Below are 16,546 nucleotides of genomic sequence, written 5' to 3' on the forward strand. Positions count from 1 at the left end.
CTTCAGCGGGTAGCGCCAGACATATGTCAGCGGGTAGACCGGCAGGTCCCGCGTCTCGAACAGAAAGGCGGCCCGTGCGCATTCTCGGAATAAACGCGATATTTCATGATCCTGCTGCGGCCCTGATCGTGGACGGCGAAATCGTCGCGGCCGCCGAGGAAGAGCGGTTCACTCGGCGTAAGCACGGCAAGCGGCCGGTGCCGTTCTCCGCGTGGGAGCTCCCCGAGCAAGCGGCCGCGTGGTGCCTGGAACGAGCGGGATTGCGTCCCGAGCAGCTCGACGCGGTGGGCTATTCCTATGACCCGCGCCTGGTCGACCATTCGCTCGGCGGTCTCGATCAGAAAAGCGAAAATACCAGAACCGATTACGCTTTCCGCGCACCCGCGTTTCTCACGGCCGCACTGCCCGGCCTCGATCCATCGATCGTGCGTTTCGTGCGGCATCATCTGGCGCATGCCGCGTCCGCCGCGCTCGCGGCCCCGTCGGGCGATTCGGCGGTGCTGGTGGCCGACGGCCGCGGCGAGAGTCAGTCCTATCTGGCCGGGGAATACCGGGACGGCAAGTTCGTGGAACTGGCCGCCCAGCAGCTGCCGCACTCGCTCGGGCTGATGTACGAGGACCTCACCGAACATCTCGGATTCACCCGGTCGAGCGACGAATACAAGGTGATGGCTCTCGCCTCCTACGGCACCCCGCGGTTCCTCGATCGGTTCCGCGAACTCGTGTACACCACCAGGGATGGCGGTTTCCGCACCGAACCCGTGGACTGGTCGGAGTTCGCACCCGCGGTGACCGCGGGTGCGCCCGGCCCGGACCATGCCGACCTCGCCGCGAGCGTCCAGCGCCGGCTCGAGGACGTGTTGCTCGAATTGACCTCGTGGCTGCATCGCCAGACCGGTCAGCAGAACCTCACGCTGGCCGGTGGCATCGCGCTGAACTGCGTGGCCAACACCCGGCTGCACGCCGAAGGCCCCTACGACCGGGTCTGGGTCCAACCGGCCTCGGGCGACGCGGGCACCGCGCTCGGCGCCGCGCTGCAATTGGCGGCCGAATTCGGCGAGCGGGTCACCCCGATGCGCGGAGCCGATCTCGGCCGCGAATGGACCGACGCGGAGCTGGAGACCGTGCTGCGCACGGCCAAGGTCCGCTACACGAAATCCGCGGACATCGCGGCCGACGTGGCCCAAGCGCTCGCGGAAGACCAGGTGGTGGCCTGGTTCCAGGGCCGGGCCGAATTCGGCCCGCGCGCGCTCGGACATCGCTCGCTGCTCGCCCATCCCGGCCGGTCGGCGAATCTCGAGCGCCTCAACGACGTGAAAGGGCGCGAGCAGTTCCGGCCGCTCGCGCCGATGGTGCTGGCCGACCGGGCAGCCGAGATCTTCGAACGCGGACCATTGCCGAGCCCGTACATGCTGTTCGTCCACGACGTCGCGCCGCAGTGGCGCGCGCGGATCCCCGCCGTGACCCATGTGGACGGCACCGCGCGGGTGCAGACCGTCGATCCCGCCGACAATCCCGTCCTGGCGCGGATGTTGTCGGAGTTCGACCGGCGCACCGGCTTGCCCGTGGTGGTCAACACGAGCTTGAACACCGCGGGCAGGCCGATGGTGGATTCGCCCCGCGACGCCCTGGAGTGCTTCGGTTCCGCGCCGATCGATCTGCTCGCTCTCGGTCCGTTCGTGGTCCGCCGCGCATGAACGGCCAGACCGTGGACTACAGCATCGTCATCCCGACCACCGGCCGGGAAAGTCTTCGGACGCTGCTCGAGTCGCTGGCGGCCGCGACGGGTCCGAAGCCACGCGAGCTCATCGTCGTCGACGACCGGCCCGGCACCGGCGACCTGCCGCTGCCCGAGACCGTGCCGCCGGTGCGGGTCATCCGCTCGGGCGGCCGTGGGCCCGCCGCGGCGCGGAACGCGGGGTGGCAGGCCGCCTCGGGCGCGTGGATCGCGTTCTTGGACGACGACGTGCTCACTCCGCCGGATTGGCCTGCCCGCTTGGCCGACGACTTGCGGGAGCTCGACGAGAACACGGCGGCGTCCACGGCCCGGATCGAGGTTCCGCTGCCCGAGCACCGCAAGCCGACCGACGCGGAACGGGGAATCGCACGGCTGGCCACGGCGCGGTGGATCACCGCGGACATGGCCTACCGCAGGTCCGCGCTGGTCGCGGTCGGTGGGTTCGACGAACGGTTCCCGCGGGCGTTCCGCGAGGATGCCGACCTGGCGCTGCGGGTCTGCCTCGCGGGGTACGTCATCGCGGCCGGACGACGCAGCACTCGCCATCCGCTCCGCGCATCGGGGCCCATGGCGAGTGTGCGCGCACAGCGCGGGAACGCCGACAACGCGTTGCTGCGGCGGAAGTACGGCGCTCGGTGGCGGCAGCGCATCGGCGAGGACAAGGGGCTGCTGCCCCGGCACGCGCTCACCACGGCGGCAGGCGCGGCGGCCGCGGCGCTCGGCCTCGCGGGCCGCCTGCGCCCCGCCCTGGCGTTCGCCGCGGTCTGGCTGGCGTCGACCGGCCAATTCGCCGCGCGCAGAATCGCGCCGGGTCCGCGCACGCCCGGCGAGATCGGCCGGATGACGGTGAGCAGCGCGCTGATCCCACCCGCTGCGTGCTGGCATCGCCTGCGCGGCGAGCTGCGCCACCGGAACGCCTCCCACGCCTCGCCGCTGGCGTTGCTGTTCGACCGCGACGACACCCTCATCATCGATGTCCCCTACCTCGCCGATCCCACCAAGGTCCAGCCGGTGCCGGGGGCCGTCGACGCGCTCCGGAAGGTGCGCGCGGCCGGCGTCCAGCTCGGCATCGTGAGCAACCAATCCGGCGTCGCGCGCGGATTGATCAGCCGCGAACAGCTCGCCGCGGTGAATTCCCGCGTCGAGGAGTTGCTCGGACCGTTCGCGACATGGCAGGTGTGCGTGCACGGCGAAGGCGACGGCTGCGGGTGCCGCAAACCCGAGCCGGGCCTGATCCGGCGAGCCGCGGCGGAACTCGGCGTCGACGTCGGCAGATGCGTGGTCATCGGCGATACCGGCGCCGACATCGCCGCCGCGCAGGCCGCGGGCGCCCGCGCGATCCTGGTGCCGACGGCGCGAACCCTTCCCGAGGAGGTGCACCGCGCACGCCGCGAAGCGACCGTGGCGCAGGACCTGCCCGAAGCCGTACGGCTGGCGATGGTGAGCGTGCCATGACACGCCGGGCGCTGGTCGCACGCATGGACAATTTCGGCGATGTGCTGCTGGCCGGGCCGTGCGTGCGGGCGGTGGCAGCGCACGTCGATTCGGTGACGCTGTTGTCCGGGCCGCGCGGCCGGGCCGCCGCCGACCTGTTGCCGGGAGTGGACCAGGTCGTGACCTGGTGCGCGCCGTGGATCGATCTGGAGCCCCCTTCGGTCGCCGCGGCCGGCATCGAGGGCTTCCTCGACCGGATCCGCGCGCTAGACCTGGACCTGGCGTTGATCCTCACGTCCTTTCACCAGTCACCGTTGCCGCTGGCGCTGTTGCTCCGGATGGCCGGCGTCCCCTGGATCGGCGCCATCTCGGAGGACTACCCCGGTTCGCTGCTGGATCTGCGCCATCGCGTCGAAGGCGATCCGCCCGAAGCCGAGCGCGCGCTGTCGCTCGCCGAGGCGGCCGGTTTCCGGCTACCCCCCGGGGACGACGGGAAACTCGCCGTCCGCCAGCCGTTGCCGAAGGTCGGCGCGCTCACCGGCGAACCGGGCTACGTGGTGGTGCATCCGGCCGCGTCGGTACCGGCGCGACAGCCCTCCTCGTCCCGTTCGGCGGCCATCGTCGCCGCGTTGACCGGCGCCGGGCACCGCGTGGTCGTCACCGGCGCACCCGCCGACCGGCCGCTCACCGGCGCCGTCGCCGGCCGGCACGCCGTCGACCTCGGCGGCGCCACCACGCTGCCCGAGCTGGCCGCCGTGTTGCGCGACGCGAGCGTCGTGGTGGCGCCGAACACCGGGCCGGCGCACCTGGCCGCGGCCGTCGGGACGCCCGTGGTCTCCCTCTTCGCACCGGTCGTCCCCGCAGCGCGGTGGGCGCCTTACGGCGTGCCGGTGGCCATGCTCGGCGACCAGCACGCGCCCTGCCGCGGCAGCAGGGCCAGGGAATGCCCGGTCGTGGGGCACCCGTGCCTGGACTCGATCTCCCCGGAGCAGGTCGTCACGGTGGCGGAAGAACTCGGTGCGGGCAGGCGTGCGCGTCTGCGGACAGGAGGTGTGCGGTGATCGAGGAGCATTTCGCGGCTTTGCACGCAGCGCTGGAGCGCACCAGTTGCTTCGCACCGAGTATCCGCAGATGGGGGCGAGAACTGGCGGTGGTACTGGACAACGGCGGCAGATTGCTCGCGTGCGGCAACGGGGGCAGCGCGGCCGAAGCGCAGCACCTGACGGGGGAACTGGTCGGCCGCTTCCGCAACGATCGCCGTCCGCTGTCGGCGATCGCCCTGCACGCCGACACCTCGGCGGGCACCGCCATCGTGAACGACTACGGCGAGACCGAGCTGTTCGCGCGTCAGGTCCGCGCGCACGGCAGACCCGACGACGTCCTCATTCTGTTGTCCACCAGCGGCAGCAGCCAGAACGTGGTGGCCGCGGCGAAAGCGGCGCACGACATCGGCGTCACCACCTGGGCCATGACCGGCCCCGCGCCCAATCCGCTCGCGGCCCTCTGCGACGACGCGGTGGCCGTGGACGCGCCGAGCACCGCCACCGTGCAGGAGGTGCATCTGGTCTTGGTGCACGCCCTGTGCACGGCGCTCGACGACGCACTGGGGGTACCGACATGAAGCCGTTGGTCGTGATCGGCGACAGCATGCTCGACGTCGACATCGAGGGCGTCGCCAACCGGTTGTCGCCCGAGGCGCCCGTGCCCGTGGTGGACGTGGAACGCCGGTGGATGCGCCCGGGCGGCGCCGGTCTGGCCGCCGTGCTGGCCGCGCGGTCGGTCGCCGAGGTCTCCCTGGTCACGGCGACCGCCGACGACCACGACGGCCGGCTCCTCACCCGCCTGCTGGACCAGTACGTCCAGGTGGTTCCGATGCCGCTGCGCGGCGAGACGGTACGCAAGACCCGCGTCCGCGCCGCCGGTCAGTCGCTGTTGCGGCTGGACACCGGCGACGGGACCGCCGACGGCGGCTCGGTGAGCGCGTCGGTCACCAGGGCACTGCGGGCGGCCGGCGCGGTCCTCGTGGCGGACTACGGCCGGGGCGTCGCCGCACATCCGGAGATCCGCAGCCTGCTGACCGAACTGGCGCGGTCCGTGCCGGTGGTGTGGGATCCGCATCCGCGCGGCCCCGCCCCGACGCCGGGCGCGGCGCTGGTCTCGCCGAATCTCGAGGAGGCACGCCAGTTCGCGCCGGGATACGTCGAACCGGATGAGTTGGCGAAGGTCCTCCGCGACGAGTGGGCCGCCGATTCCGTCGCGGTCACGACCGGTCCGAACGGGGCGGTGCTGGCCAATGGGAAGCGGCTCACGGTAGTGCCGGTGCCCGCTGGGATACGGATCGCGGGGCACGTCGGTTCGGATACCTGCGGCGCGGGCGACCGATTCGCCTCCGCCGCGACCGCCGCACTCTTCGACGGGTCGACGGTGGCCGACGCGGTGTCGCACGCCGTGGACGCGGCGGCCGGATTCGTCGCCGCGGGCGGCGCGGCCACGTTGTCCGCATGCGACAGCACCGCCACCGGGGAGGAGGACACGACGGAAGCGGGCGGGTCGGCGTTCGAGGTGGCGGCGCGGGTCAGGGCGCGCGGCGGCAGGCTCGTGGCCACCGGCGGCTGTTTCGATCTATTGCACCCCGGACACGTGAGCTTGCTGCGCCAGGCTCGCGCCATGGGCGACGCGCTGGTGGTCTGCCTCAACTCCGATGCCTCGGTGCGGCGTTTGAAGGGGCCGCGCCGTCCGATCGTCACCGCACGCGACCGCGCCCGCCTGCTGATCGCACTGTCGTCGGTGGACGCCGTCGTCGTGTTCGACGAATCCTCCCCGAGCGCACTGCTGGAGCGCCTTCGCCCCGATGTCTGGGTCAAGGGCGGCGACTACACCGGCGTCGACCTCCCGGAGGCCGCGGTCGTTCGCGGGTACGGCGGCGAGATCGCGCTGATTCCCACTGTTCGCGGTTATTCGACAACCCAGCTGGTCGCCGCGACGCAGGCGTGCGGCTGACCCGAGAACGTAAGGAGCACGATGCGAACCCTCGGCAATGTCCTGATCACCGGCGGCGCTTCCGGACTCGGCGCGGCGGTCACCGCCGCGGTACGCGAGAACGGCGGGCGTCCCTTCGTGATCGATCGGGTGGAGCCCGAGACGCCCGTCGACTTCGTGCGGGCCGACCTCGCCGATACCGTCGCCGCCGAACAAGCCGTGTGCGAGCTCGCCGAGCGGGCGGGTGGGCGGATCGACGGCGTCTTCACCGCCGCCGGAACCGATGCGTGCGGCCCGTTGGACAAGGTGCCCGCGAAGAAGTGGGAATACGTCGTGCAGGTCAACCTGTTCGGCACCGCCGCCGTCATCCGTGCCGCCCTACCGTTCTTGCGGAAAAGCAAGGGAACCGTGGTGACCTGTGCTTCCACCCTCGGCATCAAGGCGGTCGGTGATGCCACCGCCTATTGCGCGTCGAAATTCGGCGTCGTCGGCTTCACCAGAGCGCTCGCCGCCGAGACAGCGGGCAGCGTCGGGGTGACGCTGCTGATCCCGGGCGGAATGCACACCGCGTTCTTCGACGACCGTGACGAGCAGTACAAGCCACCGCCCGACGCGAAACTCAACCAGCCCGAGGACGTCGCGGCCGCGGTGGTGTTCGCGCTGCGCCAGCCGCCCGGCTGCGAGGTCAGGGAGATGGTCGTGTGCGCGTCGGAAGAGGGTTCGTGGCCTTGAGCGACACGATTCTCGTGTTGCGCGCGCTCGGGCTCGGCGACCTGCTGACCGCCGTGCCCGCCTTGCGCGGGCTACGAAACGCCTACCCGGAAGACCGCGTGGTGCTCGCCGCACCGGAATCGCTGCGCGATCTTGTCCATCTCATCGACGCGGTCGACGAACTGCTGCCGACCGCGGGACTGGGTGCGCTGCGATGGCACGCGGCGCCCCCGAGACTGGCGGTCAACCTGCACGGCAGCGGACCGGAGAGCATCCGTGACCTCCTGGCGGCGCGTCCCGAAACGCTGCTGACGCATCACCATTCGGACTACCCCGGACTGCCCGGCCCCGAGTGGCGCGAGGACGTGCACGAAGTGGACCGCTGGTGTCTGCTGCTGGGGTACAGCCGGATCCATGCCGATCCCACCGCGCTGCGGCTGCCTGCTCCCCCGGCGCCCGCCGCCGAGTCGAACGTGGTCGTGATCCATCCCGGCGCGGCGCATCCCGCACGCCGCTGGCCCTCCGAACGATTCGCTCGCGTGGCCCGCGAACTCGGCGCCGACGGCCACCGCGTGGTGATCACCGGCACGCGCGAGGAGATTCGGCTGGCGAACGCGGTCGCCGAGCAGGCCGGCCTACCGCCCACCGCGGTGTACGCGGGGCGCACCGGCCTGATCGAACTCGCCGCGCTGGTGGCCGACGCGGCGCTGGTCGTCTGCGGCGACACCGGCGTCGGGCACCTCGCCACCGCCTTCGGCACACCGTCGGTCCTGCTGTTCGGCCCCACACCGCCGCAGCGGTGGGGGCCGCCCGCCGACGCGGAACAGCACGTGACACTCTGGGCCGGGACCGTCGGCGATCCGCATTCCGGCCATCCGGATCCCGGGCTGCTGAGGCTGCGGCCCGAGCATGTGCTCACCGCCGCAACCGGTTTGCTCGGGGCGAAGGTGCGCCATGGGTAGCCGCGTCGGCGTGGTCGGCGCCGGTTATGTGGGGCTGACCAGCGCCGCTTGCCTCGCCCACTTGGGCCATCATGTGGTCTGTGTCGACAACGACGAGGCCAAGGTAGCCGCTCTGCGCGCGGGTACGGTCGCGATCGTCGAGCCCGGCTTACCGGAGCTGGTGCGGGAAGGGCTCGCGGAGAACCGGCTCGTCTTCATGTCGGATCCCGAAGCGCTCCACGAATGCGAAGTGGTCCTGCTGTGCCTGCCCACCCCCATGGGCACCGGCGGCACGGCGGATCTCGGCGTGCTCGAGGACGCGCTCGAGGCGTTGTCCACGGTGCTACCGCCGGATTGCGTGCTGGTCACCAAGTCCACCGTCCCGGTGGGGACGGCGGCGCGGATCGCCGCCCTGTCCGGTCTCGCGAGCACCGCGGTCGTCAGCAACCCCGAATTCCTCCGGGAGGGACACGCGGTCGAGGACTTCCTGCACCCCGACCGAGTTGTCGTCGGCGCGGCCGAGCCCGATCAGGAGTCGGCCGAGCGGGTCGCGGCGTTGTACGCCGGAACCGGCGCGCCGGTATTGCGCACGGATTCGGCCAGCGCGGAACTCGCCAAATACGCCAGCAATGCCTTTCTCGCGATGAAACTCTCGTTCGTCAACACGCTGGCCGAATTGTGTGAACGGGTCGGCGCCGACATCACGAAGGTCACCGGCGCGATGGGCATGGACGACCGGATCGGACCCGCTTTCCTGGCTCCCGGCCCCGGCTGGGGCGGCTCGTGCCTGCCCAAGGACACGCGCGCGCTGCTGCGGGCCGCGGAGGCATCCGGAGTGGACTTCGCTCTGGTCCGAGACACCCTGCGCGCCAACGATCACCAGCAGGCGATGGTGTTGCGCAAGATCCGCCGCGCGGTGACCGGCGCGGTCGACGGCTCGCTGTCGGGGACCCGCATCGGCGTGCTCGGCCTCGCCTTCAAAGCCGGTACCGGCGACCTGCGCGACTCCCCCGCCGTCGCGGTCGCCAGGCAGCTCTCCCGGCACGATGCCACGGTCACCGCGTACGACCCCTGCGTCCCGGCGGGCACCCCTGATCTCGACGGTATTCGAGTGGTGGACGATCCGTACCTGGTGGCGAAGGATGCCGGCGCGCTCGTGATTCTCACCGAGTGGCCCGAATTCCGTTCGCTCGACTGGGCGAAGCTCGCGACCGACGTCGACCGGCCCGTGATCGTCGACACCCGGAACCTGCTCGACGAGCAGCTGCTCACCGGCACCGGTTTCACCTTGTTGGGCAACGGCACCACCGGCGCTTCGGACAGCAGCCGAGCCTGATCGGCCGTGGCGAACGGAGAACCGAGCCGAGTCCCCGACCCCCCAACCAGGGCACTCGATGATGGGAAGATTCATGTTCTAATGCGCATATCCGAGTATCCAGATGAGCTTTGTTCGCAGCTCCGGTTCCGCTGGAGCGGGTCGGAGTCCTCGTGGGTCTCCACCGCGGACGTCCGCACCCGTGGACTGCGGATAATCTGTGCCGGTGCCTATTTCGTTCGACATCGGGGAAATGCAGCAGGTCGACAGCGCGACCTGGCGCGATCCTCGGACCGGTGACATGGTGAACGTGTCGTATTTCGACCTCGTCCCGGATCTGCCCGCGCCGTTGGATGATCTGGAAACCTTGCGCCGCCGCCTGGCCGAGAGAAGCGCGCAGAACGGCTGCCTCATCGAAGCTTTCGTGGTGTGGCTGGACGCGCAGCCTGCGCTGCTGCGCATGGAGAAGTTGCCGCTGCCGAACCAGCCACAGGGCTTGGTGTTCGCCGCGTCCGTGATCGTCCCGAAGGCCCGCAGCAGCGCGGTCCTGCAGATCCTCTGCCCCGAGACCGGCACCACAGGTGTGCGCGAGGCCCTCCTCGCCACCAAGATCGGTTTCGACCATATGTTCCCGCCGCATCCCTACGCGCCCGAGGTGCGGGGTCGGCTGCCGTACAACGCGGCCGACGACATCCGCTGGGACGCAGAGTTTCCCGAGCATCCGCTCAGCCGTGCCCGTCGCTGGATCGCGCACACCGTCCCGACCGCCCGGCTCGCGCCGGAATTCGCGGCACTCCCCGCGTTCGCCGGCTGACGCGACCCGTGTGAACACGGCCCGACGCCGATGATCGGCGCCGGCCGCGCGCTCACACCCGCGCCGCGCGGCCTCGTGCGTACGCGATGACGTCCGCCGCGTAGGCCGCGGTGTCCTCGTCCACGCAGCACGCCCGGAATCGGTCGAACGCATCCTCCAGTTGCGGACCCGGCCCGCGGTCCGCGAGCAGGACGACAATCGCCTCCCACGTTCCGATCACCGGGTCCGGCAGCGCCATCAGTTCCTCGAGGTACCGGCCCGGTTCCAGCAACCGCAACGCCCGGCGGGCGTAGGCGTGCACCCGCCGGGGCAGCTCGGCGCGGATGACGTCGACGTCCGACTGCAATGCCCGGCCAGGTTGCGCCGGGTCCACCCGCAGGGACCACAACGCCGTCAGATCCTCCGGCAGCGGGTGGTCGTCGATCAGCCCCGGTCCGGTCGCCTCTTCGAGCGGCACCAGCGGCAGACCGCGCTGCGCGTTGCGCCGATTACAGAATTCCCACCAAGCGGTGGGCGTAGCGCTCAGGGTCAATCCGAACTTCAACTCTTGCTGCCCATCGGTCCAGGTACGCACGGTTCGGGAGCGGCCGACGCAGGCCACACCACCCGGTACCACCCGCACCCATACGGCCTCCGGGCCGTCGAAGCCATAGGGTTGCAGCAACTTCCGCGCATCGCGGGTCAGTCGGCGCAGCGCCGAGTCCGGTCCGACCATGCGAGCAGATTAGCGGCAGGTACCGACACGAACGAAAAAGGCACCGGCTCAGTATGATTCGCCCGAGGACTCGGTCCCATCCCTCGATCGGGCCCGCCCGACTCCCCGGTGGCGGATCACCGGATTCGTCGGCGCTGAATGTCAGAAAGGGTAGCTGGCGGGAGGCCACGATCGCATCGGCTGGTGGCCGCATGCACGGCCGACGCTTGGTACAGGCACGCGAAGGAGGGTCCGCCGCGCTCGACGCCGGCGGTGTCACCCCAGCGGACGAGTGATGCAGACCTCGGAATTCGCACTGCCGTAGAGGCTCCCGACTACGCCGGGACTCGGGCCGGCTCGGAATCCCGACTCTCGATCGACTCGGTCGTGCGCCCCGGTGCGGGCGGACGCACTCGGTGCAGAGCGGCATACCCGACGCTCGCGAGGACCAAGGCGACGAAAACACCGAGGTTGCTGCTGCCCAATCCGCCCGCGCGGGCAGCTGGTGTGAACAGGTAGCCCAGCAGCGGACCGATATGCGGATCGGGCGACGTGACCAGACCGAGCCCGACGAGGGTCGCGACGATCAGGCAACCGACCCCGGCGCGGTTCACCTTTCCGTAGCCGCCGACCGGGCTGTACAGCGCTGTCCGGTCGTATCCGATTCGGCGACGCTGCCACAGGTCGACCACGAAGATTCCGGTCCATGCGGCCATCACGACACCGGTCGTGGTCAGGAAGGCCTGAAACGGAGCGAAGAATCCGGGCGCGGCGAAGGCCACATAGCCACCGACAGCCGCGATCAGAACGGCGTCGATCAGGACCGTGTAGTGCCGAGGGACCCGGACGCCCACTGTTTGCAGAGCGAGCCCTGACGAGTAGAGGCCGATGATGGAGCCCGACACGAAGCCGACCAGCGCGAGGATCAGATAGGGCACCAGAAACCAGGTCGGCAGATGAGCCGACAGCGCACTGATCGGATCGGTCGCGGCCAGCGCCGCGACATCCGGATCCCCGACTGCCAGAACGGTCCCGAATCCCATCAGGACAAGTGCCGGAGCGGTGCCGCCGAAGGTGATCCAGCCCACCAGCGCACGCTTGTCGGCGTCCCGGGGAAGGTAGCGGGTGTAGTCGGCGGCGCAGTTGACCCAGCTCAGACCGAGCGTGTTGGCGACCAGCATCACGCCGCCCACGAACGCGCCCAGGCTCACCTGGCCATGCGTCGCGAACGAGATCCTGGGCAGCGTCAGCACAACATAGACCACGGACAGCGCGGTGAACGCCATGGCGAACCACTTCTGGATCCGCAGGATCACGTGGCAACCGTAGATGCCGATCACCGTGGTCACCACGATGACCGTGAGCAGGGTGACGACCATGAGCGGTCCGGTATCCATATCCGGGTCGAGCCGATGTGCCACGGTGCGAGCCGCCAGGGTCGCCAAGACCGCGGAAAAGGTCTCCCACCCGACCAACGCGAGATAACTCAGCAGCGCCGGGATCTTGTTGCCGTGGAAGCCGAATGCCGCCCGGCCGGCCACCATGGTCGCCGCCCCGCCCTGCTGCCCGGCCAACGACACCAAGGCGAGCAGCAGAAAGGACAGGACCGCTCCCACCGCGGCAGCGAGCGCTGCCAGATGCCAGTCGAGGCCGAGCGCGGTGACATACGGGCCGAACGACACCAAGACCACATTGCAACTGGTGCCCGCCCACGGCCAGAACAAGGCGCGCGGCTTACCGCGACGTTCCTCATCGGCGACCCATTCGGCGCCTTTCCGCTCGAAGGACCAGTCCGAGGGCTTCGCTGAACTCATAGCCATGGGGCATCCGTTCCTCGACGGCGGCGGGACCGAGACCAGCCACGCGCACCTAGATATCGAGCCGTTATTTATCGGCTCATTGTATGGGTCGAATGAGTTCTTCGTAACTGAAGTTGACAGGACAACTAGGACGGCCAGAGACGGGTGCACGGCGGGCGACATCCTCGGGCAACAGAAGTTGACCGTCCGATGCTCGACTCCGCGCAGGCGCAGCCAGCCGTTATGCCAGGGCATGACACCGAATAGACCAGCTATAAGTCACTATTCAACGGCTCGCTATGTAGCGGCAGCAAGATCCGGGAGCGGGCGCCCGCTCGTCATCGAACCGCTGAGTCTTCGCCGCCGCCGGGGTCCCTCTCACCCGGCACCAGGGACGCTACGATCCGACGAACCGACCGACCGAGTGTGGCACCAGCGGCAACGCGAAGCCCGCGGCACCGTTTCGCTCACGGGCGTCGGGGAATCCCGGTCGCATGGGTATCACCGTCGCCGTCACCGGGCCGACCGGCGAGATCGGCATCTCCGCCGTCACCGCGCTCGAACAGGACCCCGCTGTGGACAGGATCGTCGGAATGGCCCGCCGTCCGTTCGACCCCGCCGCGCACGGCTGGACGAAGACCGAGTACCGGCGCGGCGACATTCTCGATCGCGCCGCCGTGGACGCACTCGTCGCGGACGCCGACGTGGTGATCCACCTGGCGTTCGTGATCATGGGTTCGCGGGAGGAGAGCGCGCGGGTGAACCTCGCGGGCACCCGCCACGTCTTCGAGGCGACAGCGACCGCCGAGCGGCCCCGCCGCCTCGTCTACACGTCCTCGGTCGCCGCCTACGGCTACCACCCGGACAATCCCTCCCCCATCACCGAGGACGTGCCGCCCGACGGCTCGCCCGAGCACTACTACTCCGAGCAGAAGGCCGCGTGCGAGGCGGCGCTCACGGAGATCACCGCGGGCTCCGGCCTCGAGGTGTTCGTGCTGCGGCCGTGCATCGTGGCCGGTCCTCAGGCGCCGGCCCTGCACGACCTGCCGTGGGAGAAACTTCCCGGCCCGCTGCGTACGCTGGCCCGGTCGAATTCCTTGTTCAAGCCGGTGGTTCCCGATCCCGGCCACCCGCTGCAACTCGTCCACCACGACGACGTGGCCGCGGCCATCGCGCTGGCCGCCACCGCGGATGCGCCGCCCGGCGCCTACAACATCGCGGGCGACGGCACGCTCACCCTGTCCGACGTGGTGTCCGCACTGGGCGGCAGGCCGGTGCGCGTCCCCGCGGTCGCCGCCACCGCCGCGTCCGCGGCCCTCGCCCGCCTCCCCTTCGTGCCGGCCACCCTCGAGTGGCTGCACATCGTCCGCACGCCCGTCGTCATGGACACCAGCCGTGCGAAGCGGAATCTCGGCTGGAAGCCGGCCCATACCTCCGCCGAGACGCTCGCCGCGCTCGCCGCCGCCCGCTGATCTGCACGAACCCGACGCGGCCTCTTACTCCGCAACCACATCGCCGACGGACACCGCGAAGGAGTCACCGGCGGCGGGCATCGGTGATCCGGACAGCGCCGGCATCCGCAGGCCCGGGAGCGCGATACCTGCCGCGCGACCGCACGACTCCGGCTGATTCGCCGGATCGACGTGATTCACTCATCCCCGGCCGGGTAGTTCGGTAGTGCACGAATTCTCCCGGACCACAGGCCCAGCCGCCAGATGCCGATCTTCCGCCGGCGCTCCTGCGGGTGGCACGGATCCGGGCACACAGTGAGGACGGCGGATTGTGGCTGAGTTGGATGAGGGTGTGTATCGCATCGTCAACGTCGGCACGGGTCGGGTGCTGTCGCTCGACAGCGGCGATCAGGTCAGAGTCGTAGGCGAACCGGGTGTCGAGGACGGCTGGCAGCACTGGCTGTTGTCGAGCGCGCCGGAATTCGGCGAAGGGATCTGGTTCATCGCGAACGGCCGCACCGGCACCCGCCTGGGCCTCGACCTGGTGTGCGAAGGGGCGCATGTCGAATGCAGCGGGACTCCGATGGGATGGCAGATCATGACCGACGAAACCCAGCCCGATTGCTACCGCATCGCCGTCTGGCCCGCCAGTGACCTCGTCCTCGCCCTATCGGCACCGGGCATCGGCACCGAACAGATCGGTTTGACCCACTACGTGCCCACCAGCGACGTCCAGCAATGGCACTTCCAGCGCCCATGACGCGGTCCGCGCACGCTCACCCTTCACCAGCGTCCGCTCTGGCCGCACCGATGCCGTTCGCAACCCGGCACGCAGGTCGGCCGGTACCGCGTCGGCGACTTCGGCCGGCCCGCGGTCCGGACAGACTCGGTTCCGCCGCGACCGGTCACGAACGATCCGGAGCGCCCAAGGACGCGCCTCAGGCTCGGCTGAGCAGATGGCGCTCACGCACCTCCGGCAGGGACAGGGTCTTGTAACCGACTTCCTCGAACAGCACCGTGATGCGATCGGCCTCGGCGGACATGATCGTCCCTGCCCCCCAATCACGATGCCGCACAGTGGTGTTCGCAGGGAACTCGGTGGAGCCCGGTGCGCGCCGCGCGGCGGTTCCCGTAGCACAGGTGTCGCAGTTGCCACACGGGTCGAGCAGCTGTTCACCGAAGTACCCGAGGAGATGCTGCCGTCGGCAGCTGGTCGTCTCGGCGTAGCCGCGCATCATCTCGATGCGCGAGCGAGTCAGTTCTTCGTACGCCCGCGCCGCGTCCGCCGCCTGCTCGACCGCCCGGCCGGGGGTGCCCCCGGGATCTGGCTGCAAGAGACCGCTTTCCGTGTTCGTGATCGCGCCGACCTGTTCGAGCAGGTTGATCGCCCGCGTGCGCCGAGCGGGGGCGGCGTCGACCTCGAGCTGGGACGGTCGGACGGGACGATCATGCCGGTACAGGGCGTGGGCGACCTCCGCGATGGTGTCCTCCGGGACCGCTCGCGCGGTGAGGAACTTCTGCAGGCTCAGATCCTCGGGGCGGTAGAACAAGAGGATCTGGGCGGGCTCGCCGTCCCGTCCCGCCCGGCCGATCTGCTGGTAGTAGGAGTCCAGCGAATCCGGCGCCGACGCGTGGACGACGAAACGGACGTCGGGCTTGTCGATGCCCATCCCGAATGCCGAGGTGGCCACGACCACATCGATCTCGCCGGAAAGGAAGCGCTGGTGCACCTCGTCGCGGACCGCGGCCTTCATGCCCGCGTGGTAGGCCGCGACCCGGATACCGGCCGCGGCTGATTCTTCGGCGTAGAACTCGCTGTCCTTGCGGCTGGCCACATACACGAGTCCGCGGCCGGTCGCCGGGTCGGCGGTCAGGGTTCGAATGCGCGTGATCACCGCGTCGCGCTTCTCGGAGTCGCCGGTGTATCGGTCGACAGCCAGGTGCAGGTTGGGCCGATCGAAACTGGCGACCACCTCGCGATGGTCGCGCATGCCCAACCGGTTCACGATCTCGCGGCGGACCGGTGGTGCGGCGGTCGCCGTCAAGGCGATCACCCTCGGATGCCGGAGTCGCTCGATCACCGGGGCCAGCCGCAAATAGTCCGGCCGGAAGTCGTGCCCCCACGCCGAAACACAATGTGCCTCGTCCACCACGAACAGGGAAGCCCGCAAACCGGCGAGTTCGTCGACCAGATCATCGTTGGCCAGCTGCTCCGGCGAGAGAAAGACGAATTCGGCAGCGCCGCGACGCAGGGCAGCCCACGCCGCTCGGCGTTCGCTTCTGCTCTGAGTGGAATTCAACGCGACCGCGCCCGGGGCCCTGCTGTCACCGATGCTCTCGATCTGATCGTGCTGCAACGCGATGAGCGGCGACACCACCACGGCCGGACCGTCCAGCAACAACGCGGGCACCTGGTAGATGGCCGACTTACCGGCACCGGTCGGCAGCACGACCAGCACGTCCCGACCGGCCATGATGTGCTCCATGGCGGTCAGCTGCTCGTCGCGCAGGTGCGGCCAGCCGAATTTCTCGGCGGCCAGACTCCGCAGGCGACTGTCGTATTCGGACGAGGTCGTCATCGGTCAGGGCATACCACCACCGGCGCGGCGGAAACGCCGCCGAATCCCCACGCAGGCGGGAAAGGTAGCGGTCGAACTCCTGGACCCGCAT

Annotated in this window: 14 protein-coding genes; 11 read left to right on the plus strand and 3 right to left on the minus strand. The window is 70.0% G+C overall.

Annotation, left to right across the window (positions count from 1 at the left end; genetic code table 11):
* Positions 1–74: 74 nt before the first annotated feature.
* The 9 genes from ABZ552_RS15260 to ABZ552_RS15300 all read left to right on the plus strand — a co-directional run bounded on the left by ABZ552_RS15260 (position 75) and on the right by ABZ552_RS15300 (position 9,932).
* Positions 75–1,697, plus strand: a complete 1,623-nt coding sequence (locus ABZ552_RS15260) for a carbamoyltransferase C-terminal domain-containing protein (protein WP_281918181.1) — start codon at positions 75–77, stop codon at positions 1,695–1,697.
* On the plus strand, positions 1,694–3,193 hold the full coding sequence (locus ABZ552_RS15265) for an HAD-IIIA family hydrolase (RefSeq protein ID WP_357437701.1): 1,500 nt from the start codon (positions 1,694–1,696) through the stop codon (positions 3,191–3,193). Before ABZ552_RS15260 ends, ABZ552_RS15265 begins: the two co-directional genes overlap by 4 nt.
* Positions 3,190–4,233, plus strand: coding sequence for a glycosyltransferase family 9 protein (locus tag ABZ552_RS15270; RefSeq protein ID WP_357437704.1), 1,044 nt, complete (start codon positions 3,190–3,192; stop codon positions 4,231–4,233). Before ABZ552_RS15265 ends, ABZ552_RS15270 begins: the two co-directional genes overlap by 4 nt.
* Positions 4,230–4,793 (plus strand): SIS domain-containing protein, encoded by a 564-nt coding sequence (locus ABZ552_RS15275; protein ID WP_281879679.1) that lies wholly within the window; start codon positions 4,230–4,232, stop codon positions 4,791–4,793. Before ABZ552_RS15270 ends, ABZ552_RS15275 begins: the two co-directional genes overlap by 4 nt.
* A complete protein-coding gene (gene rfaE2, locus ABZ552_RS15280) occupies positions 4,790–6,172 on the plus strand; it encodes a D-glycero-beta-D-manno-heptose 1-phosphate adenylyltransferase (RefSeq protein WP_281879678.1) in 1,383 nt (460 codons plus the stop codon). The genes ABZ552_RS15275 and rfaE2 overlap by 4 nt, the downstream gene beginning before the upstream one ends.
* Before the next feature lie 21 nt (positions 6,173–6,193).
* On the plus strand, positions 6,194–6,883 hold the full coding sequence (locus ABZ552_RS15285) for an SDR family oxidoreductase (RefSeq protein ID WP_357437708.1): 690 nt from the start codon (positions 6,194–6,196) through the stop codon (positions 6,881–6,883).
* The gene (locus ABZ552_RS15290) at positions 6,880–7,824 is read left to right on the plus strand and encodes a glycosyltransferase family 9 protein (RefSeq protein WP_357437711.1); all 945 of its coding nucleotides are present in this window, start codon (positions 6,880–6,882) and stop codon (positions 7,822–7,824) included. Before ABZ552_RS15285 ends, ABZ552_RS15290 begins: the two co-directional genes overlap by 4 nt.
* Positions 7,817–9,139 carry a UDP-glucose/GDP-mannose dehydrogenase family protein gene (locus tag ABZ552_RS15295; protein WP_281879675.1) on the plus strand — a complete coding sequence of 441 codons (1,323 nt, stop codon included), beginning with the start codon at positions 7,817–7,819 and terminating at the stop codon, positions 9,137–9,139. The genes ABZ552_RS15290 and ABZ552_RS15295 overlap by 8 nt, the downstream gene beginning before the upstream one ends.
* A gap of 205 nt (positions 9,140–9,344) precedes the next feature.
* On the plus strand, positions 9,345–9,932 hold the full coding sequence (locus ABZ552_RS15300) for a hypothetical protein (RefSeq protein WP_357437714.1): 588 nt from the start codon (positions 9,345–9,347) through the stop codon (positions 9,930–9,932).
* 52 nt (positions 9,933–9,984) lie between these two features.
* Here ABZ552_RS15300 and ABZ552_RS15305 read toward each other — a convergent pair whose 3' ends face one another.
* Positions 9,985–10,647 carry a hypothetical protein gene (locus ABZ552_RS15305; protein ID WP_281879673.1) on the minus strand — a complete coding sequence of 221 codons (663 nt, stop codon included), beginning with the start codon at positions 10,645–10,647 and terminating at the stop codon, positions 9,985–9,987.
* Between the two features lie 314 nt (positions 10,648–10,961).
* Entirely contained in the window at positions 10,962–12,440 is a 1,479-nt protein-coding gene (locus ABZ552_RS15310; protein WP_357437717.1) for a cytosine permease, read from the minus strand.
* Positions 12,441–12,919: 479 nt separating this feature from the next.
* Here ABZ552_RS15310 and ABZ552_RS15315 point away from each other — a divergent pair, with 479 nt between their 5' ends.
* Together ABZ552_RS15315 and ABZ552_RS15320 are read left to right on the plus strand one after the other, a co-directional pair.
* A complete protein-coding gene (locus ABZ552_RS15315; protein WP_357437720.1) occupies positions 12,920–13,897 on the plus strand; it encodes an NAD-dependent epimerase/dehydratase family protein in 978 nt (325 codons plus the stop codon).
* Between the two features lie 310 nt (positions 13,898–14,207).
* Positions 14,208–14,636, plus strand: coding sequence for a hypothetical protein (locus tag ABZ552_RS15320; protein WP_357437723.1), 429 nt, complete (start codon positions 14,208–14,210; stop codon positions 14,634–14,636).
* A gap of 178 nt (positions 14,637–14,814) precedes the next feature.
* Here the strand turns inward: ABZ552_RS15320 and ABZ552_RS15325 are convergent, their stop codons facing one another.
* Positions 14,815–16,455 (minus strand): RecQ family ATP-dependent DNA helicase, encoded by a 1,641-nt coding sequence (locus ABZ552_RS15325; protein WP_281918173.1) that lies wholly within the window; start codon positions 16,453–16,455, stop codon positions 14,815–14,817.
* Between the last annotated feature and the right edge of the window lie 91 nt (positions 16,456–16,546).

The sequence above is a fragment of the Nocardia sp. NPDC019219 genome (assembly GCF_040632645.1).
Classification (GTDB): Bacteria; Actinomycetota; Actinomycetes; order Mycobacteriales; family Mycobacteriaceae; genus Nocardia; species Nocardia sputorum.